The organism is Ignicoccus sp. (genome assembly GCF_056435145.1).
Genome location: NZ_JBWNMZ010000001.1, coordinates 1 through 22,044, shown reverse-complemented (window position 1 = coordinate 22,044; position 22,044 = coordinate 1). Strand labels below are relative to the sequence as shown.

The window sequence follows — 22,044 nt, the reverse complement described above, 5'->3', positions numbered from 1 at the left end:
CTTCCATCACCCTGTCAGGAAGAGGGGAGCCGTTTCGTTCAAGAATTTCACGAACTCATCGTACTTCATCTTCAAGTAAAGCCCGGCTAAAACCGATATTAGCGTCAGTAGGAACAGCGTTCCATAGAATATTATTTGGTCAGTCGTCAGCTCGACGCCTAGGACGACCAGTCCCCTCCTCAACACCTTAATACCTCCCTTATCACAACGCGAGAACCAAAATTAATGCTCTCATAGGCCCTAGTACGGTGGTCTCTGTGAAGGCGCTGATACTCGCCGGGGGGTACGGCAAGAGGCTGAAACCGCTCACCGAGGAGCTGCCCAAACCTTTGCTCCAAGTGGCCGGAAAGCCCATAGTCGCTTGGCAGTTCGATTTATACAAGAAGCACGGAATAATGGAAATAGTTATGGCTGTAGGCTACTTGAAGGAAAAGGTAATAGAGCTGGTCGGGTCCGGCAGCAAGTACGGTATGAGGGTAATCTACGTCGTCGAGGAGGAGCCTTTAGGGACGGGGGGAGCTATAAAGAACGCGGAAAGCGCGCTAAGGAACGAAGAAATGTTCGTGGCTTCCAACGGGGACGTAATAACTAATTTAGACGTTACTAAGCTGTGTAACGTCTTGAAGAACAGCGACGCCGTCGTTGCTATGTCGCTCGTCCCCCTCCCCTCCCCTTACGGGATAGTAGTAACCGACGAAGAGGGTAAGGTGCTGGAATTTAAGGAGAAACCTAAGATACACGACTACTGGATAAACGCAGGGGTGTATTGTATGAGGAACGAGGTGTTCGATTACCTGCCCGAGAGCGGGGACGTGGAGAAGACGGCCTTCCCCCAGTTGGCCGAGGAGGGGAAACTGGTGGCGGTCAAGTACCCGGACGCCTTCTGGAAGAGTGTGGACACCTTCAAGGACCTAGAAGAGGCCAACAGGATCTTATCCGAACTGAGCTTGTTCTAAGGTGGGAGGCTTGGACGAGAGGTCCGTGGCCTTAGTCACCGGAGCCCTGACCGGCGCCTTTGCCGCGCTCGGGGCCCTTTCCTTGAGCTCCGGTTGGGACGCCTTCGTTTACAACGCCGCGGCCGCCCCCCTAATCTTGGGCTTGTTAAGCGCGCTACTGGCGTACATGTTGGCAGAGACCTTGTCGTAAAGATTTTACTCTACGAACTCCTCACCGAAGAATAGGGGAAAGATGATGGCGCACTGCTCTATAATGGCGATTGCGTTCTCTACGTCCTTCGCGGTGTCGGTGGTCACACTCCTCACGCTCTCAGCCGTTTACTTGTTGGGCTTGGCGAGCCCTCTTTTAATTTTGGTCGGAGGGGCGCTCGGAGGAACGTTGGCCTACGTCCTCTCCTCGGCCCTCCTCAACGCTTGTGGGGGTGCGGGTCAGTGAATCCCAGCCCTCCTCACCGCTCGGGGCGGCGATCGATACCTCATCCCCTCTTGTTGAGGCGACTGCTACACTACATCTACGGCGCCGAGCCCCGGTGCTCCCTGGAGGGGGTAACGCTAAAGTACTCGAAGACCGGGAAGCCGCGCTACGCGATCTTGAACGGGAAGAGGCTCTTCACGATAAAACCCAACGACATGTCAATAACCCTCTCCCCGGATGGGGCGGCCCTCTTGGAGAGGTGTTTCCCCCCGAAGGTCGCCAGAGTTTACGTCTCGGAGGTCCCCGAGAAGACCGTCTTCGCGAGGCACGTGACTGATTCGGACGAAAGGATAAAGAGGGGCGTAGACGTCTTGGTAATCTACGGCTCTCGTCTCGTAGCGTTCGGCAAGGCCGTGATGTCCGGGAGGGAGATGAAGGAGCTTAATTTGGGCGAGGCCGTGAGGGTTAGGGGTAAGGTGCTGTGAGGAAGGTCAAGTTCGTCCCGATGGACAAGGGGTCTACAGACTTCAGGGGCTCCGTGCTGGTCACGGGCTTCATGGGCTTTGGTCTAGTAGGCTTTATCGCTACGGACTTCTTGTTGAACAAGCTAAAACCGGAAAAGATAGGGTACTTCGTGACCAAGTACTTGCCGGAGCAAGTGTCCTATTCCGAGGAGAGGGGGTTGGAGCTTCCCTTCGAGCTTTACTACAAGGAGGTGGAGGGCAAAAAGATATTGATCCTGATGAACAGGTGGGTGCCCGTCACTGTGGAAAGGTTCGCATATGTGGACTATGTTGTTAAGTGGGCGAAGAAGAGGGGCGTTGAGACCATTTACGCCTTCGGGGGGCTTGACAACTCCTACAAGGAAGAGCCGAAGGAGAGGTTGAGGTGGGTGAAGACTAGACACTACGACGGACCCTTGCCCGACGGCAAGCCTATGACGGGAGGCCTTAAGGTAATAGGCCCCTTGGCGCTCCTGTTGGCCTCGGCGGAAGTTCGAGGGGTAAAGGCGCTTGCTATATTACCCTTCTGTGAGTCCATGAGACAGGACCCGAGGGCCTCGGCCGTGGGGTTACAAGAGTTCGCAAGAATAGTGGGCCTTAGCTTGGACGTGAGCGAACTCGTGGAGAGGGCGGAGAGCATAGAGTCGGAACTGGAGAGGCTGAGGAAGATGCTGGAGTCCGGGGCCACTGGGAGGGAGTCCCACTACATGTAGTCCCTTAACTTCTCGGCCAAGTCTTTCGGCAGAGGCCGCGGACACTCTATTTGTGAAAACGGGTAGGCCCCCTCCAGCCCTCCCGGGACCCGGAGCCCGCAGCCGGCCTCCGTTTCTCCCTCCCCCACTTCCGTGGCCCTCCTCAAGGCTTCCATTAGGAAGTGGACCGAAGGGGAGAGGGAGTCTGCAACGAAGAGCGCTCTAGGATAGGAGTAGTCCGGGCAGTCGAGCTTCAACCTCTTTAACATCTCAATTCCTCTGGCGGTGGTCCGACACACGAAGTCAGCGTACTGGAAGAAGCGTCCTATCGGTATTAATGCCCTCGCGTAGGACAAAACCTTCTCTAGCCTCTGGGGACCTATTATTACGTCGCACCCCGACAGGACCTTCAACGCGGCCTCGCACTCGTCCTCGGCCTCACAACACTTGAGTTCCCCGCACAGCTCCCTCGCGTTGGCGACGGGCGTTTCTACCCCCAGATCCTTTATCACTAGCACCCTCGCCCCGCACTGGCCGGCTTTGTAGGAGGCCCTCAAGCCTCATTCCTCCTTCAGTAGGCATATGTAGTACTTTACGTTATCCTTAAACTTCTCTTGGAAGTTCTGCAACAGTACCACGAAGCCGCCTATAGAGAACAGCTTCTTGTTGCCGTCGTCCCTCACCAAAACCCCCCTGCCGCAGAAGTCCGTACCTTGCTTGAATTGGGGCACCTCCTCGCTTATCACGAACCTCGCCGTCTCGCCTTTTACAAAACTTATCAAGTCCTCGTGCAGCAACATCTCCACTTTCTTGTCGTCACATTCAAATATCAATATGTTGGTATACGGTATTTTGCCCTTCCGTATGTCGGTAACCTTGCCGCTGCACTCCAACTCCAGCCCCACCGCCGACCCGAAAAAGGGCTTAATTTCTAAGCCGGAGGGGTAGGGTAAGGGAGTTGTGGAAGAGAATAGCACTAGGGCTGACGATCACAGTACTAGTCATGTGGATTTACATAAAGCTCACAAACGTTGACTTGAGCGCGTTCTATAGGGTCCCTCTGTACGCCGTTGTGGCCTCCGTAGCGCTGAGCGTCGTGTCGGACGCCGTGAGGGCCTTCAGGCTGAGAATGCTTTCCAAAGGGATGGGGGAAGAGCTCAGTTTGAAGGACTCTGTGCTCATATGGGAGGCATCGAGGCTCTTAGCGGTTTTGACGCCGGGCTTCTACGGCGGAGAGGTACTCAGGATAAGCACGCTGTCAAAGAAATTCGGCGTCCACAAGTCAGTGGCTATAAACGTGTTGGAGACCACTTCCGAGGCGGTGGCCATAGGGATAAATTCGGTAGTGGCGTTCGCGATGCTGTGGCTTGGCGGCTTCGACGTTAATATAGCTCCCTTAATCCCTCCCGTCTTCATAGGGACCCTTCAAGCCCTCGGGGGTTCCTTGGTGCCAGCACTCAACTGCCCGAGAGCCCTCAAGGGGAAGGTGAAGGAGCTGTGTGAGGGGATAAGGGAAGCTATAAGCTTGGCTGGCTACGAGACCTTCGGCGCAGCGGTCCTCGCCTCCACTTTTGGGGTAGTTCTTTACTCGATGTCCTTCGGGGTGATAGCTTCTGCGTTGAGCAGGGCGGGTACCGTGGGAACTCTGACCTTCGCGTCCGCGCTTCCGCTGACGGTGATCCCCATAACTCCGGGAGGGGTGGGACTACCGGAGAGCGCGTGTACGCTCGCCTACCCTAAGTTGGCGGAGAGCTTGACCGTTTGGAGAATAATAAACTTAACTTCTACTGTCCTCGCCTCAACCGCTTCCCTCAGCCTCTTGGGGCTCTCGTCTTCAATTCCATCGCCCCCTCGGGGACTACTAGGACGTGGTAGTCGTCTCTCCCGCCGTACGGTTCCCAATGGACCATAACTACCTTCCCCTTGACGGTGCTCTTGAACCTCCTAACCTCGCCCTTGCCCGTCAAGCCGTAAGCGTACGTGCTTCCTTCCTCTATTTCGTCCCCTTCTTTGACAGTCACCCCGACCTTCACGTGGGACACTCTGAAGAGCTTCACCTTGCTCCCCTTAGGCACCAATATCGCCTTGTTCTCGTTTGGTAGATGTATTAGGAAGGTCACTTTTGCTTCCTCCTTTAGTCTGTCCACGAGCTCGTCCAAGGGGGTTTCGTAGGGGACCTTGCCCAAGGCTCCCGGGACCCTCTCCTTTACGAAAGTCACCTCGTTCCCTTCCACCACTGCGTACTCCTCCCCTTCTTTGCCCTCTACGAAGAGCCGGGGGAACTTGTAGGGGTCCATCAGTACTCCCTCTTCACCGCGAAGTCTACCATCTCTTTCAACGCCTTCAAAGCCGCCTCGTCCTCGAAGCTGACCGACCCTAGTATTTCGTATGCCCTCTTTTCGAACGCTTCGGCCAACTTCATTGCATAGTCCAACGCACCGGACCTCTTTATGATCTCGGCGACCTCCTCCAAGACCTCGTATGAGGTCTCCTTGCCTAAGACGGATTTGACCCTCTCTGCCTCGTCCTTAGGTAAGTTCCTTAGGGCGTATATCACCAGTATAGTCTTCTTTCCCTCTCTCAAGTCGTTGTACTTCGGCTTCCCGGTGACCTTCTCGTCACCTAACAGCGACAACACGTCGTCCTTGATCTGAAAGGCCTTTCCCAGTATAAGGCCAAACTCCTTCATGAGGTCCTTAACTTCCCTCCTCTTCGCGGTTAACGCTCCCAAGGCGGCAGAGGCGCCGAAGAGGGCGCCGGTCTTCTTCTCTATCATTTCCAAGTATTCCTCTTCCGTTACTTCCCAACGCTTCTCGAACTCCATGTCCATTGCTTGTCCCTCTGCCACGGTCACGGCACTCCAAGTGAGCTCAGCGGTCATCTCCTTCACGAGGTCTGGGGAGTGGGGGGACTGGAGCAAGGCTTCGTAGGCCTTGGCGTAGAGCAAGTCGCCCGCGAGGATGGCCATGGGCTCCCCATAGAGGACGTGGACCGTGGGCACCCCCCGCCTCAGCTCGTCTCTGTCCATTATGTCGTCGTGGACCAGAGTGAAGTTGTGCAAGAGCTCTACGGCCGCCGCTGCCGGCAGCGCCTCTTCCAGCTCGCCCCCAAGGGCCTTGTTGACCAAGAGCACTAAGGCGGGCCTGAGCCTCTTGCCTCCTTTGGAGGGCAAGTGTCTCGCGGCCTCGTAGAGCTCCTTCGGGCTCCCCTCCAAGACTTCCATTATTTTCCCGTCAATTAGGGGTTTGAACTCGTTGAGGTATCGCGCCAGCGTTTCCACGACTGTTCCCCCATCCTGCGGAACTGGGATCTTAAAAGGGGTCAACCGGTCCGTGAAGCCGTCATCCCAACTGGTCGTTGACCGCTAAAAGCCGTTCATCCCCCGAAGAACTCGTCCGCCAAGAGCTCTTCTTTCTTCTCCTCTTCTTTTCCTTTCTCTTCCTCCTTCTCTTCTTTCCTTTCTTCGCCTTCCTCGAGGAGCAACCCTTCCTCCGGTATCTCTCTTCCTCCTTCTTCGCCGAGTATCTCTTCGCCGAAGAAGGCCTCTTCGCCGAGCTCCGGCGGGGCTTCGGCGGTGACCTCCACCTCCTTCACCTCTTTCTTCAACAGTTCCTTCGCTATGTTCTTTATCCTCTCAACCAAGTAGGGTTCAGTGAGGTCTAACACTATTATGTTCTTCATTTGGACTAGCATAGAGGCTTCGAACGCGTTGGCGGGGAGTATGATTACGTACCTATCCACTCCGGTGTCCAACGCCTTAGGGACTCTGGACGTTATCGCGAGCGACGGGTCCTTCTCTTCGGCGAAGTCTATCGCCAACACGCGCCCTTGGGGAGTCCTCGCTATTATGTCGAACACGTGCTCTATGCCGCTCCTTCCCCTCTCCTTTCCGGGGCTCTCGACCATGAGGCCCAGTTCCCTCAGGGCCTCGATTATGTCTTGTTTGTGTAGCTCTCCGCTCGTGAGCAGCCTCTGGCCGAGGGGAGTTAAGGTGAACTCGTAGACCGGCTCGTAGCTAGTGTTGAGGTAGTCGAACTGGTGGCTGCAGTTTCTGCAGTAGAACACTATGAGCGGTTTGTTGCTCTTCCTCTTGCAGTTTAAGCACTCGAAGACCTTACCTATGACTACGTAGTCCAAGCCTTCCTTCCTCAAGGGCCTCTTACACTTCGGGCACACCAGTTGGCCCGTGTTCGGGTCCCTGAACTTGGACTCGGTATCGATGTAACCACAGAGGGTGTGCTGAATTATGTAAGTGGGTTCTATGTTAAAGCTCTTACACCAAGGGCAGAGGAGCCTGGAGGAGACGTGGATGGAACCACACCTCGGACAGTGGATTAGCCTGTCTACGATCGACTTGTCTACCAGCTTGTACCTTATAAGCTTCTCAATGATGCTCCTCCAGTTAGGTAAATCCTCGAACGGGGGGTACCTAATGCCGGTCTCCAACCCTATCCTGGGCCTGACCGAGCCCATTTTGAATATAGTAATTAGGATCTTACGTGCAATTGGGTCGCTCGTGAGCTCCTTCTTTACTTCTTCCGGGATGCCCAGAGTTGTGGGTTGAAAGGACACTAACGCTCCCGACGTTAGGGACACGCTTCGCCCTTTATTAAATGCGGAGCTTCAGAGGTACCCCCTGAGGGCGGCCTCCACGGCCGCCGCCAAGGCGCGGGCCGGGTCGCAGGCCCCTTCCCCCAAGACGAAGGAGCACTCCCCCACCCTGGCCTTGACCTTGCCCCCAGCCCTGCTCAGGTAGATCTTTTCTGTAACAATGATTCCCTTCGCCCTTTCTATATCGTCTTTTGTGAAGCTTGTCCCTAAGAGTTCGGCCACCTTGGGGGCGAGCTCCTCCACCGCCCGGACTCTCTCCTTTATTAGGGTAGCCTTGCCCCACTCCTCGACCAAGTCCAAGTCGCCTCCTCCGTAGTCCAACGTCTTTGGTCTAACTTTGATGAAGGCAGGTTTCGGGAGCACTGGCCCGACCACTATGGCCTCGCCGGGCTTGAGCGAGGGCAAGTCCGAAGCAAGCCTGGCCCCTAGCTCTTCCGATGAGTTCGCCACGGCCTCTTGGTCCTTAGGGTTGATTATTCTCATTATTATCTGGCTCTGGCACTGGCTTAGGACGGTTTGGTCGACCCTGCTGGGCCTCTGAGTTATTATTGTGAGCAGTACTCCGAACTTCCTCCCCTCTGATGCTATTCTCTTTAGCAAGTTAGCGGTCCAGACGTTCTCCTCGGAAGGAGGAGGGGCGAACCGGTGGGCCTCCTCCACGACGACCATTACCGGGAATGGGTACTTCTCACCCGGCACGTCCCTCACGGACCTCACCCTCGCTTCGAAGATCCTTTTGAGCACGTCGTATACTAAGTGTACCTGGACCTCCCTCTTTATGCCGCTTAAGTTGAACACCGTTGCGGTTGATGGCCTTAAGAACGACATCAACGGCGTCGGTCGGGTGTCGTAGACGCCCAACCTTTCTAATTCCGAAACGTACTTTATTAAGTCATAGACTGGGTCGGGGCCTTTCCTAACAACGCTCCATAGCTTCTTTACCGCTTTTTCATCAATGGGAAAGTCTTTTGACTTCAACAAGGAAGCGAACTGATTGAATGATCGCGATATCTCCGACGCTTCCGCCACCGCGTTCAAGTAATCCACCATTCTCCTCAAGCTGAGCGCTTCCCGGTCGCCGCCCTCCTTGAAGGCCTTCTGGGCGGCAGACCTAACCCCCTCCAGCACGGCCCTTATCCTGGTGGCAGTTTTCGGTATTCCCATGACGAAGGCCAATTCGTCCGTGTCTACAGTGGTTAAGTCTATCTTGTAGAGCACGTCGCCCTCCTGGTCAGCGTGGGCCTTTAGGACCAGCGCGTCCCCTCCCAGCTCCTTCACCTTCTCCTTTATTGGGACGTACTCGCCATGCGGGTCCAAGATTAGGACTGTGGCCCCCTTCCTCAACAGCTCCTCTATTAAGACTACGCTGGTCCACGTCTTTCCCGAACCCGTCGCAGCTATTATCGCTAAGTGTCTCACGAGGGCGTTCATGTCTAACTTTATTTGAACGGAAGGTCTGTTCTTCAAGTTTCCGATCCATAAGCCCCTCTCCTCGGGGACTGAGTATACTCTAGAGACGTCCTCGTCCGAGGCCAAGTAGACCCACTGCCCTACAGAGGGAATCCCCTCGTCCAAGCTCCTCACTCCGGCGAGCGCCACGGCCGTCTTGCCGTCCAAAGGCATCTTACTGGCTACGTCCCACGGTACGTCCGAAGGCAAGAAGGGCTTTACCCTTACCCACTCCACGTAACCTAACACCTTTCTTCCGCCATCCTCAAAGTAAACGAATTCGAACTTGCTGAGCTTGGCAGACGTATCAACGACTACTGTATAGGAGTCCAACCCTTCTACTTCCACCACCCTCCCGACAACCTTCACAATAACTTCCTCGGGGCTTTCTTTGGCATCCGAGGTATATGGGGACAGAGGGGTTGCCGTAACTGGCGAGGCCCTTGAGGGTCCACTTCTTGGGCACAGGCCCGGCCAGCGGGTGGCCTGCCTACGGGAAGGAGACTAACAAGAAGAGGAGGCCGAGCACGTACGCCTTCGAGTGCGACGGGGCGAAGTTCTTCATAGACGTAGGATCTTGGGAAGCCGCGTTGGAGGGGGCGAAGAAGCTGGGGGAAGTAGACTTCATATTGATAAGTCACGCACACGTGGACCACTGGGGAGGGCTCAACTTCTTCCGGTGGGGCCCCCAGTTGCCCACACTATCTACCAAGGAGACTTTCGAACACCCGTATTTCAAGGAGATCAGGGATGCCCCCTTCTCGCTTAAGCTTACCGAGGTGAAGCCGTTTGAAACGATTGAAATAAAAGGAGTAAAGATAACTCCATTTCCTTTGAACCACTCTATACCGGCAACCGGGTTCTTGGTGGACTGCGGGAGGAGGCTGGCCTACGCGTTGGACACCAAGTGGCTCCCTCAAGAGAGCTTAGAGCTGCTGAGGGGTTCCGTGGACTATTTAGTGGTGGACGCCGCCCTTCCCAAGGGCGAAGAGGGGGCCCACAACACCTACGAGGAAGCTTTGAGGCTAGGAAAGGAAATAAGAGCCAAGAAGGTGTTCGCAGTTCACTTGCTCCCTTCCGTGAGCGAGGCAGACGTGGTAGCGGAGGGAGAGGCGTTGGGGATAAGCGTGGAGGTCCCCGACGACGGGGACTCCTTTGAACTCTGAATTTTCTTCAATACCATCTCTCTTAACCTCTGGAGGAGCTTCCTCTTGTCCTCCATGAGGACTACGTCGCTGAAGGCGTTAGCCACTATTATGTGCGCGAAGGGGCTCGGTACCTCCAAGGGGCCGACCACCTCTACCTCCACTTCCCCTTCCACTATTCTTCTCACCGTCTCCTCGGCAGCTTCTATGTTCATGTAGTCTTCCAATATTTCCCGTAGCGTCTCCTTGTATATGGGGAAATCTTCCAACCCTTCCACTACCTTTATTAGTTGCTGCGCCGACAGCTGCATCCTCTCTGGAGTTTTTTCCCTTCCTTTATACCTCTTTAATATCATAAAGCCCCTCTGGGCGCAGTGCCTGAACCTCCTCTTGAAGAGTTCAGTCCTCTTTACCGCTTCCTCCACGTAACTTCTCAAGTTAGCCGGAGTCACGGAGAAGAGCAGCTCCTCCACGTCCACCTCTGGACGGCCGGGCACGGTGAGCATGAAGCCGTAGTCAGTAACGGTTACGCTCACGTTGGTTCCGGTGAGCTGGCCCAGCTTGTAGGCGTAAGCCCGAGAGAGGGCGTCTATCCCCCTCCTCCCTATTAGGAAGTGGAATATGAAGTTCCTCCTGTCCTCCTCATCCCAGATTTCCACCAAGTAGGTGCTGTCGCCCGGGACCACGCCGACGTAGTCCAACTGCTCTTGGGCGTAGTCCTTCAAGCTCTTGGCAGCCCACGGCTCTAGCTGGTATTCCTCTACCAACTGCTCTAAGCTTATCTTAGTCAACATCTCCCTAAACTTGGCCACCTCTCTGGCGGAGTCGTAGGCCAAGGGGAGCATTTCGCTGAACCAAGCCGGGACGGTGGGCCTCTCGCTGGGCGCCGGCTCTACGTAAATACTCATTCCCTTGGAATACAAGAACCTATACGTCTTTCCGGAAAGCACGAACACGTCGCCGGGAACCAGGTTCTGGGCGAAGAGCTCCTCCACGTGGCCCAGCTGTTTGCCGCTCTTTGAGTCCACCACCTTTACCTTGCTCTCGTCCGGAATGGTCCCCGCGTTCATTAGAAATATCATTCTGCTTGTTCTCTTTCTCTTCAACACGTTCTTCTCTTTGTCCCAGAAGAGTTTCGGGAACACCTTCTCCTCTTCCAACCCGTACTCCCCCGCCAAGTACTTTACTACTGACTCGAAGTCCCTCTCGTCCAAGTCCCAGTAGGGGTATGCCCTCTTGGTGACCTCCAGGGCGAAGTCGTAGGGAACCTCCCCTAGCTCGAGGGTGAGGGCAATTAGGTGTTGGGCGAGCACGTCTAAGGCGTTCCTTGGTATCCTCACCCTGTCTATCTTCTTTTCCCTAGCTAACTTCGCTAGCACGGCGTTTTCGAGCAAGTCGTCCCTGTCGACCACAATTATCCTTCCCTTGGAAACGGCGTCTATCCTGTGCCCCGCCCGGCCGACCCTCTGCAGCAGCCTGCTCACGCTCTTAGGGCTAGAAAGCAATATAACCAAGTCCACGTGGCCTATATCTATTCCCATTTCTAGCGACGTCGACGTCACTACGACCTTCAGTTCTCCTTTCTTCAGCTTTTCCTCGACCTCCAACCTAACCTCTCTAGACAAAGACGAGTGGTGGGCGGCCACCTTGTCTGCCAGCCCCTCCTTCTCCAAGTATTGCTTCAGCTTGAACGCAACTTTCTCCGTGGAGTGTCTCGTGTTAGTGAAGATCAAAACGGTCTTGTGCTCTTTTATCAAATTAACTATGGTTCTGTAGATAGCTTCGTTTAGTTCCTCCGCGTCAGCGTTGACTATGTCCTTAACCGGGCACAAGACCTTTATGTCCACCGGCTTAGCGAATCTTGCGTCTACTATCCAAACGTCCCTCCCCTTCCCGCCTAAGAACTTGGCGACGGTCTCTAGGGGGTGAATGGTAGCGCTCAACCCGATCCTCTGGAACTCGCCGGCGTGCAGCGCCAAGCGCTCTAAGGTAAGCGTCAAGTGGGTGCCCCTCTTGCTAGAGGCCATCTCGTGTATCTCGTCTACAACGACCCATTTGACGTCTTTGAGCTTCTCTCTAAACTTCGGAGAGACCAAGGACAAGGCCAAGCTTTCCGGGGTGGTTATCAAGACGTGTGGGGGCCTGCGGAGCTGCCTCTGCTTCTCAGAGGGAGAGGTGTCGGAAGTCCTAATGGCAACCCTTATCTCTTGGACCCCTTCCTCCGCCCTCTGGTAGATCTCGTTGAGCGGTTCTATTAGGTTCCTCTTCATGTCGTTTCCCAAGGCCCGAAGGGGGGAGACGTAGACGGCGTACACCTTGTCCTCCAACAGCCCTCCATCTGCCATTCTGAACAAGTTATCTATTATGCCAAGGAAGGCTGCCAACGTCTTTCCCGTCCCTGTGGGAGAAGATATGAGCACGTTCTTGCCCTCTTTGATCAACTTTATTGCTCCCCTCTGAGGCGGGCTCAAGCTGCCGTACTTCTCCTTGAACCATTCCCTAATGGTCGGGTGGAGGAGCTCTAGGACCTCTTCGGAAGGGGGGAGCTCTCGGAGGAGCCAGTACACCCTCGATGCCCGTCTGGGCGCTATTCACAAAAAATTAAGTTTAGCCCCAACAGCCGCTGGCCAAGTAGACCTTCCCCTTTACCACTTGTTGCTGGGTGGTCAACCCGCCTACGGTCGGGTTCACTATTGCGGTGTAGCAAGGCTTCTTGCCCAGAGTTAAGGTTATGAATAGCGAGGAGGCCTTCTGGGGAACGTTCTTTAACTTGAACTTCAGCTCTCCCACGTTACTCTTTATAGTTACGGTGGTGTTAGTAAAGTTACCCAAGCCGAATATCCTCTTTACCCTCGGCTCCAGCGATATCCCGGTGGCCACCGCGATCGTAGGTTCCAATTTACCTACAGTGAAGTTCTGGTATACGTTATTAACGTCGAACACATAGGTCTCGAAGCCGTTCTTCGTAGCAACTAAGAAGAGCGCATCCCCTACGTAGCCGTTGCCCATGTAGTCTCCCACACCGACGAAGTTGTATATTCCGGGCAGCGTGTAGACGACGGTCTCGTTGCGTAATATGTTATGAAACCTCAACACGAACGTGCCCATGTTGCCGAGGCTTATCAGTATGAAGTAAGGGTTGCTGGAGTACGGTTTGTTCTCCAAGAATATCGGCGCGAACGTAGCTACCTTCATCTTAATTAGGTCTTCCTTACCTTTGACTTCACCGCCGTTGCCCTTGTAATGGTAATACATTAATGGCGACATCTTCTTCATCCACAGAACCAAGCACCCGTTCCCGTCCAACAAGTCCGGCAAGGGGTTGACCACACTTACGTTGGCGCCCAAGTTGAATGTTATATTTGACTTCACCTTACCCTTCAAGACGTCGTAGAGAGTGCAGTAGACCAAGGTGTCGTTCCCCGCTTTCTTTTCACTTATCTCCCAAGCGTAGATGTCTTTCTCCTTCACAAATATCCCTACCTTAGCGTCCGGGGAGCGTGCGTACTTGCCCAAAGGCTTAGCCTCGTTCCCGTACACTGCGTAAAGGGTTCCGTTAATTCCGAGGAGGAGCTTGCCGTCCAAGGTCGCCGACTCGCCCTTTCTGGGGTCGAAGACCGGCACGACCGGGCCCTCTATTTTGAACTTGCCTACGACCTTGTTGCCATTTATAGTCCATATCTCTTGCGTCTGGTTTACCGTGTTAACGAACAGGAACGCCGTGCCGTCCTCGCCCGGGTAGGTCAAGGGCTGAGCCGTTACTGCCCCCTTGAGCTCCGTGAACTCCAGCGGGTATTCGGTGGTTACCTTAGGCACCCCCTCGGCTGGGGCGCCGAAGCGCTCTCGTTGAGGCGTCGGGGTTTGAAGCTGGGATGGCTTGCTGCTGAGCACTAGGAAGGTTATGCAGAGGCCGGCTATCAACGCCACAGCGAGGGAGGCCACCACCAAGAGCTTCTTGTTAATTTGGAGCTTCTGAGGAGAGCTCATAACTTCCTCCGCGGGACCTTTACGAGTCACCTTATCACTCCTGTGGTGCGCGCCAGCCTCTCAGCAGCCTCCCTAGTCAAGCCGTCGCTGCCTAAGATCGTGTACCTCTCAGGCCTTATTTTGTGGGCTATGATAAGCGCTTCTATTACCTTTTCGTCATTCACGCCCAGCTCTTCTGCTGTGGTCGGTAGGCCCAAGTCCTTCAATACTTTCCTCACCTTCCTCCAGAGTTTGGAGCCGTGTAAGTAGAGCATCATTATGGTCCCTACCCCCACTTGCTCTCCGTGAAGCGCCGGCCTGTTGGCTATCGTATCCAACGCGTGGGAGAACAAGTGCTCGCTCCCGCTGGCCGGCCTGGAGGAGCCGGCTATGCACATGGCGACTCCGGAGGATATGAGGGCCTCTACCAGTATCCTCAAACCGTCCTCGCTCAGCGCCTTCAAGAGGGGAGAGTATTTGAGGACGTGCTGGGCGCTCATGAGAGCGAGGGAGGCCGCGTAGCTGCCGTAGTACTCCCCCTTCAGCACGTGAGCTAGCCTCCAGTCGCGCACGGCGGAGAACTTGGCCAACACGTCCCCTATGCCGGCCCGGTTGAGCCTCTCAGGGGCCCTCGCTATAACCTCGATGTCAGCGACTATCGCTATTGGCGTCCTCGTCTTGACGCTGGTAGGCCCCTTCAGGCCCTTGAGGCTTGAGAACGGAGACGCTATGCCGTCGTGGCTGGTTGCCGTGGGCACGCTCACGACGTCCTTCCCGAGCTTCATAGCTATGTACTTGGCCACGTCTATGGCCTTCCCCCCGCCAAAGCCGACCACTACGCTTGGATTGTTGTTCAATTTCTTTAAGACGTCGTTTGCCTCTTTTACTGACGGCTCGGTTATTGTCACGAAATCTACCTTGAACCCGCCTCTCTCCAGGAGGCCTTGGAGCTCGTCGCCCCACTCAGACCATATGTGGGGACCGGTGACCACAAGCACCTCGCCGCCGTCAAAGCCCAACGCCTTGATAACCTTTGGCAACTCCTTCCTAGTTCCCCGGCCTACCAACACTCTCTTCATGAGCTCTATCTCGTGGCGATCCCTCAAATGGAGCCCTACCGAGGGCTTCACGGGGAGGACGCTAATGAGGTGTGAGCCCTTAAAAAACCCCCAATGGGGCAAGCAGGGGTAACGAACGTGAGCGACGTCAAGTTCTTCAAGATTAGCGGCTATATGCTGATATCGCACGACAAGAACCCCAGGTGGCAAGCCTTCAACGTGATAAAGAGGGGCACCAAGCCCGAGGAGGTAGTGGAGAGGGTGCTCTCGGAACTCGGCAGCAGACACAAGCTGAAGAGGTACCACATAAGGATCGAGAAAGTTCAAGAAATGAAGGAGGAGGAAATAGAGGACATCTACTTCCTCCAGCTGGCGCACTTGAACGGCTGGGAGACCTACGACGCGCACAAGGTCTGGAGGAAGTACAAGCTGGGCTGGGGTGATCGGAAGTGAGCTTGCCTAAAGAAAAGCTCGAGGAGCTCCAGAAGCTCCAAAGGGAGTACGAACAGCTCCGGGCCTTACAGACCAGCCTCGCCTTGGAGGCCGAGCGCCTCAAGTCCTTTGCGAGGGACGCCGAGCTGGCCGCGAGCGAGCTGGAGGAGTTGAAGGGCGAAAAGGAAGCCCTAGTTCCCGTGGGCCCCGTCCTAGTGAAGTCCAAGCTCGAAACCAAAGTACTATACCCGTTGGGGGCCAACATTTACTTGTCCACAAAGCCGGAGGAGGCGGCCCGGAGACTCAAGGAAGAGAAGAAGAAGGTGGACGAGCAGCTGAAGCTCCTCGAGGCCGAGCTCGCGAAGGTGACGCAAGCGCTGACTTCAATAGAAGCCAGGGTTGCCGAGATCTACCGGGAACTGAACGTTGCTGGGACGCCTAAAGAAGGCACTCAAGGGGCTGGTCAACGAAGTAGCTAAGAGCACGAAGGAAGTAACCGAAGAGAAGCCCGCTCTCCCAGAGGCGGAGGGACCGGGGGAGAAGGAGAAGAAGAAGGGCCTTTTATCCAAACTAAAGGACACAATCGTTTACAAAGAGATAGACGTAAAGAAGCTTGAACCCCTCTTGGAGGAATACGTTTTAATGCTGAGCGAGCTCGACGTCGCTTACGAGGTAGCTGAGGAACTGATCGAGAACTTCAAGAAGAACTTAGTTGGACTGAAAATAAAGAGAGGCGCTGACGAGAGGGAAGTGATAGAGAGGGCTCTGAAGGACGCCATCTTGAGTTTGATAAGTGTACCTACCTTCGACTTGGTCGAGGAGGCGAGGCGGGCTCGTCAAGAAGGCAAGATACTCAAGATCATGTTCATGGGAGTTAACGGAGTTGGTAAGACAACAACGATAGCTAAGGTAGCCTACGCGCTGAAGAGGGCCGGGATCACCCCGGTGTTGGCTGCGGCCGACACCTTCAGGGCGGGAGCAGTGGAGCAGCTCAAGGCGCACGCAAAAAGGATAGGCGTTCCGATAATAACTAAGCCTTACGGCAGCGACCCTGCATCCGTGGCCTACGACGCGATAGAGTACGCCAAGGCGAGGGGATTCAACGTAGTTTTGATAGATACTGCCGGAAGGATGCATGTAGACGTAGACTTGATGAACGAGCTCCGGAAGGTAGCTAAGGTCGCTGAACCCGACTACAAGGTCTTGATCTTGGACGCCCTCACTGGAAACGACGCGGTGGAGCAAGCGAAGTTCTTTGACGAAGCCGTAGGAGTGGACGCTGTGATACTGACTAAGGTGGATGCAGATGCCAAGGGAGGGGCGGTGCTGAGCGTGGCAGCCACAATAAAGAAGCCCGTCCTTTACTTGGGCGTCGGTCAGAACTATGAGGACTTGATAAAGTTCGACCCTAAGTGGTTCGTGGAGCGGTTGTTGGGTGATGAGAAGTGAAGGAACTAAGCCGTTACGCGAACCAGTTGAGGAATTTGATAAACGACTGGAAAACAATATTGGCCTTGGCGAGCAAGCCCGATGAGGACGAGATAAAGACGGTCCTAAAGGTGGTCGGCTTGAGCACTGTGATAATTGCGGCCTTAGCATACATAATAAGGCTGGCCATAGTATTACTGCTCTACGGGTGATCGGAGTGCCGTTCTTCCCGGTGAGAACTGTAAGCGGCAGAGAAGTTGACGTCGCACTCCTAATTGAGGAAAGGGCAAAAGTCAAGAATCTAGACGTGAAGTCAATAATTGTGCCCCCGAGGATCAAGGGCTTCGTTATAGTGGAGAGCCCTGCCCACTTCGTGGTGGCCGAGGCGGTCAGGGGGATAAAGTACGTCAGAGGAGGGCCAGGCAAGAAGATGTCGTTGGACGAGGTACTCAAGATGATAAAGCCGGTGCCGATAATAGAGACCGTCGAGGTGGGCGACATAGTTGAACTGGTGGCCGGAGTCTTTAAGGGCGTGAAGGCGAGAGTTGAGGCCAAGATACCGGAGAAGAACGAACTGGTGCTCAGCATAGTAGAGGCGGCCTATCCGTTGCAAATAACAGTCCCCGCGGACTACGTGCGGCCGGTGCGGAGGTGAGAGGCAATGCCCAAGAAAGTATTAACCTTCAGCGTCGAGGGAGGTAACGCCAAACCCGCTCCCCCGATAAAGCCTGCGTTGGAGTCCGTGGGCCTCGACCCGAACGAGGTAGTCCAAAAGATAAACGAAATTACCAAGAGGTACAAGGGCTTCACAGTAACTGTAAAGGTCATTGTAGATCCCGACACTAAGGAGTATGAAATAGAAGTGGAGCCCCCAAACATAACCGAGCTTCTCCTAAAGCTGGCGGGCGCCAAGGCCCCCTCCGGGGACCCGATACACCAAAAGGTGGGCGACTTGCCTTTCGAGAAGGTAGTGGAGGCGGCGCTGCTCAAGGCCCCGGAGCTGACGGCCAAGACCTTGAAGGGGGCCGTGAAGACAGTGCTCGGCACGGCCAGAGCTATAGGCTTGACTGTAGACAAGATGGACCCCAAGGAAGTGACCCGGTTGGTGGAAGAGGGCAAGTACGACGATTATCTTAAGAAGTACGAGCCCGAGTGGGAGGCACTCAGTTAAAACCCCTCTTAGTGGTGGAGGAGGGCCAGAAGTTGCTAGTGGACGAAGCTCTCTTGGAGAGGGGCGTCAAGGAGGCCCTCGAGAGGAGTAGAAAGCGTAACTTCAAGGAGTCGGTTGACTTAGTCGTAGTCCTGAAGGATATAGACTTGAAGGGTCCTGAAGGAAGGATAAGGGAGGTAGTCGAGCTCCCGCACGCCCCCAAGAAGGAGGTCAAGGTTTGTGTGGTCGCCCACGGGGACTTGGCCTTGCAAGCGAAGAGGATGGGCTTGACAGTCGTCACTAGGGACGAGCTCCAACAGATGGACAAGAAGGCGGCCAAGAAGCTCGCGAAGAGGTGCGACTGGGTCTTGGTTCAGACAGACTTGATGGGCATAGCGGGCAAGATCTTAGGTCCCGCTTTGGGCCCCCGAGGGAAGGCTCCGGTGCCATTACCCCCCAACGCGCCGTTGGAGGCTTTCGTCAAGAAGTACTCGAAGTCGGTCAACTTGAGGGTTAGGAAACAGCCACAAATCATGTGTAGCATAGGCACGGAGGACATGGACCCCAAGGAGCTAGCTGAGAACGCTGCGGCCGTCTTGGGGGCGCTCGAGAGGAAGCTTCCCAACCCTCAAAATCAGATAGCTAAAGTTATAGTGAAGACAACTATGGGTCCGCCGGTGCTCGTTCTGAGCAGGAGGTGAAGCCCCTTGAGCGCCATCACTGATCGCGTCTCCACGTACCACAGGGAGGAGTTCCCCGAGTGGAAAGTAAAGCTCGTGAACGAGGTAAAAGAGAGGCTGAAGGAGAACGACGTAGTGCTAGTGCTGGACCTCGTACAGACGCCGGCCAATTTGGTACACAAGTTCAGGAAAAAGTTCAGGAAAGAGCTGCCCTACATGAAGGTTATAAAGAACAATTTGGTGAGGAAAGCGTTCGAGCAGAGTGGAATCGAGATGCCCAAGGAGATGGACGAACAGCTGGTAGGCTCCAACATGTTCGTATTTACCAACGAGAACCCGTTCAAGCTGGCCCTCAAGATATCCAAGTTCAGCATGCCGGCTCCCGCAAAACCCGGGGACGTGGCCCAGAGCGAGATAGTGGTCCCTGCGGGAGATACGGGCTTAACCCCGGGCCCCATACTATCTACCTTCGGTAAGCTGAAGATTAAGACCATGGTCAAGGGAGGGACCATCCACATAGCCAAGGACACGGTAGTCGCCAAGCCCGGGGACGTCATCTCGCCCGAACTCGCCAGCTTGCTCCAGAAGCTAGGCATAACACCTATGGAATTAAAAATGAAGATAAAAGGAGCCTACATAAAGAGCTTGAAGAAGTGGGTGCCCGCGGAGGAGCTAGTACTGGACTTGAACAAGTATAAGGAACAGATACAAGAGGCCTACACCAACGCGTTGGCGCTAGGAGTGAGCATAGCGTACCCCGTGCCGGACGTGCTAAAGCTGAGCGTAGCGAAGGCGTTCCAGGACGCTTTGAAGGTTGCTGTGGAAGCGGGCTGGCTCACCGAGGAGACTGCACCATACTTGATCAGCAAGGCCTACGCGCAAGCGCTGGCGCTCGTGGGCGCGCTGGGCGACAAGGCAAAGGAACTAGGAATAGAAGTGGAGGTCCCGACCGTCGCCCCGGCGGCCGAGGAGGAGGCGAAGGAGAAGAAGGAAGAGGTGGAGGAGGAAGAAGAAAAGAAGGAGGTCTCAGAGGAAGACCTCTCTGCGGGCTTGGGCGCGCTATTCGGCTAACCTCTTCCTCTTCAAATACTCCTTTACTTTTTCTGAGAAGAACAGCTTACCGTCCACCACGGGGTAGGCGTAAGGCAGCTCTTCCACTACCTTCATCCCCATCACTTCGCCCACCTCTAGCTCTACTCCTATGACTCTCTCTATCTCGCTCAGCCTCTTCCCGCTCCTAATCAACCAAGCGACTGCGACTGCGCCGTCTATAGAGAACTGCTCGGGCCCCAGGTTCCTGACCAAGACTCCTTTTGGCAAGAGCTTGCTGGTGAGCATCTCCCACGTCCTTCCCCTAGGGGGGTGTGCGCCCAAGATCCCGCCCACGACGACCGTCCCGGAGGCCTCCTCCGGGACCAACTCTCTATCCCCTTTCGGGTCTAACACTACCCAAGGCCTCGGCAAGGAGTCTATCAGCTCCGCCACGCTCCTCTCGTCGAAAGGCACTCCGAGCTCTCTCAGAGAACTCTTCAACATCTCGTCCTTCACGTTTGCTATTAATAGTTCATCGCCCACCAGCTCGTAAGCGTGCTCGTACTCGTAGAGCAGCCACTCGCTGTACTCCTCCAAGTTTTCCACTATTATCAAGTGCCGTCCCCCCGGGAGGTCCGGGCGGGAAAGTAAATTGTCGGGGCCGGAGTACCCTATAGAGGTAATCGAAGAAGGGAAGGTAAAGCTCGCGGTCCCCAGGATGAGCGACTACCTGAGGCCCGACGGCGTGTACGAGCCCGCACACGCCCCAGTTTTCTACAACCCCAAGGCGAAGTTCAACAGAGACGTGGCGGTCGCGCTGGGAGCGGCGCTCAAGGAGAGGCTCGGGCGGCTGGAGGTCTTGGAGCCGCTGGCCGGCTCCGGAGTGAGAAGCTTGAGGTACGCAGCGGAGGCCGGGGCTGACAAGGTGCTGGCCGTAGACGCGAACCCGAAAGCAGTCGAGCTGATAAAGTACAATATAAAGATTAATAACTTAGAAGACAAGGTGAAGGTCTTGCTCGCAGAGGCCAACGCAGTCTTACACTCCCGCGAGCTGAGGGGAGGGTATTACGACTTGGTGGACGTGGACCCCTTCGGCTCGCCCATGCCCTTCGCTGACGGGGCGATAAGGGCGACCAGGAGGGGAGGGGTGGTGGCCTTCACGGCCACCGACACCGCCCCCTTGACCGGGGCGAGGCCTCAGTCGGCTCTGCGCAAGTACGGGGCTTCGGTGAGGAGGACGCCCTTCTCAAAGGAGGTTGCAATAAGGGTCTTGATAGCCGCACTGGTCAGGGTGGCGGCTGTGAGGGAGGTGGCCCTCAAGCCGGAGGCGGCGTTCTTCAAGGACTATTACGTGAGGGCGCAACTTTCGGTGGACAGGGGGGCGAAGAGGGCGGACGAAGCCTTGTCGCAGCTCGGCTACTTGTTCTACGGCCCCAGCTACTCGGTCGAGGTCGTAAAGGGCTACCCCCTCCCCGAGAGGGTCCCCAAGGGAGAGGTTCTAGGCCCCTTGTGGTTGGGTCCCTTGACGGGACCCTTGGCCAAGAGGGCAGCAGAACTGGCTGGAGGTGAGGTAAAACGCTTCTTGAAAAGCTTGATAGAGGAGGATTCGGTGGGCGTACCTTATTCCTATAAGGTTGAGAAGGTTGCGAGCCTGTTAAAGGTTAACATGCCGAGCCCCAAGTTGGTGGTGGAGGAGCTGAGGAGCTTGGGCTATAAGGCGTTGTTGACGCACTACGACTACACATCGATTAAGACCGACGCCCCGGTAGAGGAGGTCTTTAGGGTAGTGAAGGACTTGAGCCCGCGTCCCTAACCGTTAAGTGAACCCCCGAACTCCCCCTTAGGTGACTCGCGAGGTGAACGTCGTAGATGTGGCCGAAGCGGAGCTCAGAGAGGCCGCGGCGCAGTTCTACGAGAGGAGGCAGCTCCTAGCCTTCCTCGCATCATATGTGGCGGCCTCCGCCGCGGGCGCCTCGCTCAAGCTCCCCTTAGTCGCCGCGGCCGGCGTCGTCCTCTTAGGGGTTTCGGCATTCTTGTTCAAGAATGTAATAAGCAATAAGGTAGAGGCCGTTAGGGAGGCTTGGGACTTGCTGTTGGACGTTAAAGGTTTGGACACCAAACTGATACAGAACCCAGAGGAAAGGAAGGAGTTGGAGGAACTGGTACAATCAAAGTATAACAAGTTCAAGCGGTTAGTGATGTACGTTAAGGACGTAGCTGAAGAGACGAAGGGAAAAGCCGCTTTGGCCTTCGCCCTCTACGGCGCGGGCAGCGGGCTCGTGAGCTCGTCCCTCGCCTTTACCTTACCGTGGCCCGTGTCACTCGCTACCTACGCTGTTATGAGCTTGATGTTCGTGGTGCCCTTGCCGAACATAGTGTATGAGCTGAGGGAAGTAGTGGTGTAGGAGCCCGTGCTGCTGTGTGGCGGGCCCGCCGGGATTTGAACCCGGGACTTCCGCGGCGGGAAACGGGCCAAGCCCCGCCTCTACGGGTTAAGAGCCCGCCGCTCTACCAGGCTGAGCTACGG

General features: G+C 55.5%; 28 protein-coding genes. 17 read left to right on the top strand and 11 right to left on the bottom strand.

The window, feature by feature from the left end; all coding sequences use genetic code 11:
* Positions 1-6 precede the first annotated feature (6 nt).
* Positions 7-183 (bottom strand): hypothetical protein, encoded by a 177-nt coding sequence (locus tag AC1HCZ_RS00140; RefSeq protein WP_479461518.1) that lies wholly within the window; start codon positions 181-183, stop codon positions 7-9.
* Between the two features lie 74 nt (positions 184-257).
* Between AC1HCZ_RS00140 and AC1HCZ_RS00135 the strand changes: the two genes are divergently transcribed.
* Genes AC1HCZ_RS00135 through AC1HCZ_RS00115 form a run of 5 tightly spaced genes read left to right on the top strand, consistent with a single transcriptional unit; the run spans position 258 to position 2,587 of the window.
* Positions 258-956, top strand: a complete 699-nt coding sequence (locus AC1HCZ_RS00135) for a nucleotidyltransferase family protein (protein WP_479461517.1) — start codon at positions 258-260, stop codon at positions 954-956.
* A gap of 10 nt (positions 957-966) precedes the next feature.
* Positions 967-1,146, top strand: a complete 180-nt coding sequence (locus AC1HCZ_RS00130) for a hypothetical protein (RefSeq protein WP_479461516.1) — start codon at positions 967-969, stop codon at positions 1,144-1,146.
* A 42-nt stretch (positions 1,147-1,188) separates the two neighbouring features.
* Positions 1,189-1,392, top strand: coding sequence for a hypothetical protein (locus tag AC1HCZ_RS00125; protein WP_479461515.1), 204 nt, complete (start codon positions 1,189-1,191; stop codon positions 1,390-1,392).
* A 50-nt stretch (positions 1,393-1,442) separates the two neighbouring features.
* Complete coding sequence (locus AC1HCZ_RS00120) at positions 1,443-1,856, top strand: PUA domain-containing protein (RefSeq protein WP_479461514.1); 414 nt, start codon at positions 1,443-1,445, stop codon at positions 1,854-1,856.
* On the top strand, positions 1,853-2,587 hold the full coding sequence (locus AC1HCZ_RS00115) for a proteasome assembly chaperone family protein (protein WP_479461513.1): 735 nt from the start codon (positions 1,853-1,855) through the stop codon (positions 2,585-2,587). Before AC1HCZ_RS00120 ends, AC1HCZ_RS00115 begins: the two co-directional genes overlap by 4 nt.
* Here AC1HCZ_RS00115 and AC1HCZ_RS00110 read toward each other — a convergent pair.
* Together AC1HCZ_RS00110 and AC1HCZ_RS00105 are read right to left on the bottom strand one after the other, a co-directional pair.
* Entirely contained in the window at positions 2,578-3,123 is a 546-nt protein-coding gene (locus AC1HCZ_RS00110; protein ID WP_479461512.1) for a hypothetical protein, read from the bottom strand. The two genes, AC1HCZ_RS00115 and AC1HCZ_RS00110, sit on opposite strands and share 10 nt — an antisense overlap.
* Before the next feature lie 3 nt (positions 3,124-3,126).
* Complete coding sequence (locus tag AC1HCZ_RS00105) at positions 3,127-3,471, bottom strand: DNA-directed RNA polymerase subunit G (protein ID WP_479461511.1); 345 nt, start codon at positions 3,469-3,471, stop codon at positions 3,127-3,129.
* Positions 3,472-3,524: 53 nt separating this feature from the next.
* Between AC1HCZ_RS00105 and AC1HCZ_RS00100 the strand changes: the two genes are divergently transcribed.
* The gene (locus tag AC1HCZ_RS00100) at positions 3,525-4,478 is read left to right on the top strand and encodes a lysylphosphatidylglycerol synthase domain-containing protein (protein WP_479461510.1); all 954 of its coding nucleotides are present in this window, start codon (positions 3,525-3,527) and stop codon (positions 4,476-4,478) included.
* Here the strand turns inward: AC1HCZ_RS00100 and AC1HCZ_RS00095 are convergent.
* The 4 genes from AC1HCZ_RS00095 to AC1HCZ_RS00080 all read right to left on the bottom strand — a co-directional run bounded on the left by AC1HCZ_RS00095 (position 4,378) and on the right by AC1HCZ_RS00080 (position 8,995).
* Complete coding sequence (locus AC1HCZ_RS00095) at positions 4,378-4,863, bottom strand: DUF2118 domain-containing protein (RefSeq protein ID WP_479461509.1); 486 nt, start codon at positions 4,861-4,863, stop codon at positions 4,378-4,380. The genes AC1HCZ_RS00100 and AC1HCZ_RS00095 overlap by 101 nt on opposite strands.
* The gene (locus AC1HCZ_RS00090) at positions 4,863-5,846 is read right to left on the bottom strand and encodes a polyprenyl synthetase family protein (protein WP_479461508.1); all 984 of its coding nucleotides are present in this window, start codon (positions 5,844-5,846) and stop codon (positions 4,863-4,865) included. The genes AC1HCZ_RS00095 and AC1HCZ_RS00090 overlap by 1 nt, the downstream gene beginning before the upstream one ends.
* A 95-nt stretch (positions 5,847-5,941) precedes the next feature.
* Positions 5,942-7,138 (bottom strand): TackOD1 domain-containing metal-binding protein, encoded by a 1,197-nt coding sequence (locus tag AC1HCZ_RS00085; RefSeq protein ID WP_479461507.1) that lies wholly within the window; start codon positions 7,136-7,138, stop codon positions 5,942-5,944.
* 51 nt (positions 7,139-7,189) lie between these two features.
* Positions 7,190-8,995, bottom strand: coding sequence for an ATP-binding protein (locus tag AC1HCZ_RS00080; protein WP_479461506.1), 1,806 nt, complete (start codon positions 8,993-8,995; stop codon positions 7,190-7,192).
* Between the two features lie 74 nt (positions 8,996-9,069).
* Between AC1HCZ_RS00080 and AC1HCZ_RS00075 the strand changes: the two genes are divergently transcribed.
* Positions 9,070-9,792 (top strand): MBL fold metallo-hydrolase, encoded by a 723-nt coding sequence (locus AC1HCZ_RS00075; RefSeq protein WP_479461505.1) that lies wholly within the window; start codon positions 9,070-9,072, stop codon positions 9,790-9,792.
* On the opposite strand, the gene AC1HCZ_RS00070 is transcribed toward AC1HCZ_RS00075, so the two are convergent.
* Genes AC1HCZ_RS00070 through AC1HCZ_RS00060 form a run of 3 tightly spaced genes read right to left on the bottom strand, consistent with a single transcriptional unit; the run spans position 9,690 to position 14,843 of the window.
* Complete coding sequence (locus AC1HCZ_RS00070; protein ID WP_479461504.1) at positions 9,690-12,338, bottom strand: ATP-dependent helicase; 2,649 nt, start codon at positions 12,336-12,338, stop codon at positions 9,690-9,692. The genes AC1HCZ_RS00075 and AC1HCZ_RS00070 overlap by 103 nt on opposite strands.
* A gap of 40 nt (positions 12,339-12,378) precedes the next feature.
* Positions 12,379-13,788 (bottom strand): hypothetical protein, encoded by a 1,410-nt coding sequence (locus AC1HCZ_RS00065; RefSeq protein WP_479461503.1) that lies wholly within the window; start codon positions 13,786-13,788, stop codon positions 12,379-12,381.
* Positions 13,785-14,843, bottom strand: coding sequence for an NAD(P)-dependent glycerol-1-phosphate dehydrogenase (locus AC1HCZ_RS00060; protein WP_479461636.1), 1,059 nt, complete (start codon positions 14,841-14,843; stop codon positions 13,785-13,787). The genes AC1HCZ_RS00065 and AC1HCZ_RS00060 overlap by 4 nt, the downstream gene beginning before the upstream one ends.
* Before the next feature lie 66 nt (positions 14,844-14,909).
* On the opposite strand from AC1HCZ_RS00060, the gene rpl18a reads away from it, so the two are divergent.
* Genes rpl18a through AC1HCZ_RS00020 form a run of 8 tightly spaced genes read left to right on the top strand, consistent with a single transcriptional unit; the run spans position 14,910 to position 19,556 of the window.
* Positions 14,910-15,248 carry a 50S ribosomal protein L18Ae gene (gene rpl18a, locus AC1HCZ_RS00055; protein ID WP_479461502.1) on the top strand — a complete coding sequence of 113 codons (339 nt, stop codon included), beginning with the start codon at positions 14,910-14,912 and terminating at the stop codon, positions 15,246-15,248.
* Complete coding sequence (locus tag AC1HCZ_RS00050; RefSeq protein ID WP_479461501.1) at positions 15,245-15,706, top strand: hypothetical protein; 462 nt, start codon at positions 15,245-15,247, stop codon at positions 15,704-15,706. Before rpl18a ends, AC1HCZ_RS00050 begins: the two co-directional genes overlap by 4 nt.
* Positions 15,654-16,676, top strand: a complete 1,023-nt coding sequence (gene ftsY, locus AC1HCZ_RS00045) for a signal recognition particle-docking protein FtsY (protein ID WP_479461500.1) — start codon at positions 15,654-15,656, stop codon at positions 16,674-16,676. Before AC1HCZ_RS00050 ends, ftsY begins: the two co-directional genes overlap by 53 nt.
* A complete protein-coding gene (locus tag AC1HCZ_RS00040; protein ID WP_479461499.1) occupies positions 16,673-16,867 on the top strand; it encodes a SecE/sec61-gamma family protein translocase subunit in 195 nt (64 codons plus the stop codon). The genes ftsY and AC1HCZ_RS00040 overlap by 4 nt, the downstream gene beginning before the upstream one ends.
* A gap of 5 nt (positions 16,868-16,872) precedes the next feature.
* Positions 16,873-17,310 carry a transcription elongation factor Spt5 gene (locus AC1HCZ_RS00035; protein WP_479461498.1) on the top strand — a complete coding sequence of 146 codons (438 nt, stop codon included), beginning with the start codon at positions 16,873-16,875 and terminating at the stop codon, positions 17,308-17,310.
* A 6-nt stretch (positions 17,311-17,316) separates the two neighbouring features.
* On the top strand, positions 17,317-17,826 hold the full coding sequence (locus tag AC1HCZ_RS00030) for a 50S ribosomal protein L11 (RefSeq protein ID WP_479461497.1): 510 nt from the start codon (positions 17,317-17,319) through the stop codon (positions 17,824-17,826).
* A gap of 32 nt (positions 17,827-17,858) precedes the next feature.
* Positions 17,859-18,506 (top strand): 50S ribosomal protein L1, encoded by a 648-nt coding sequence (locus AC1HCZ_RS00025; protein WP_479461635.1) that lies wholly within the window; start codon positions 17,859-17,861, stop codon positions 18,504-18,506.
* Between the two features lie 6 nt (positions 18,507-18,512).
* Positions 18,513-19,556, top strand: coding sequence for a 50S ribosomal protein L10 (locus AC1HCZ_RS00020; RefSeq protein ID WP_479461496.1), 1,044 nt, complete (start codon positions 18,513-18,515; stop codon positions 19,554-19,556).
* Here the strand turns inward: AC1HCZ_RS00020 and AC1HCZ_RS00015 are convergent.
* Positions 19,545-20,123, bottom strand: coding sequence for a hypothetical protein (locus tag AC1HCZ_RS00015; protein WP_479461634.1), 579 nt, complete (start codon positions 20,121-20,123; stop codon positions 19,545-19,547). The genes AC1HCZ_RS00020 and AC1HCZ_RS00015 overlap by 12 nt on opposite strands.
* Before the next feature lie 46 nt (positions 20,124-20,169).
* On the opposite strand from AC1HCZ_RS00015, the gene AC1HCZ_RS00010 reads away from it, so the two are divergent.
* Together AC1HCZ_RS00010 and AC1HCZ_RS00005 are read left to right on the top strand one after the other, a co-directional pair.
* A complete protein-coding gene (locus AC1HCZ_RS00010) occupies positions 20,170-21,330 on the top strand; it encodes an RsmD family RNA methyltransferase (protein WP_479461495.1) in 1,161 nt (386 codons plus the stop codon).
* Positions 21,331-21,373: 43 nt separating this feature from the next.
* On the top strand, positions 21,374-21,922 hold the full coding sequence (locus AC1HCZ_RS00005) for a hypothetical protein (RefSeq protein WP_479461494.1): 549 nt from the start codon (positions 21,374-21,376) through the stop codon (positions 21,920-21,922).
* Positions 21,923-22,044 lie beyond the last annotated feature (122 nt).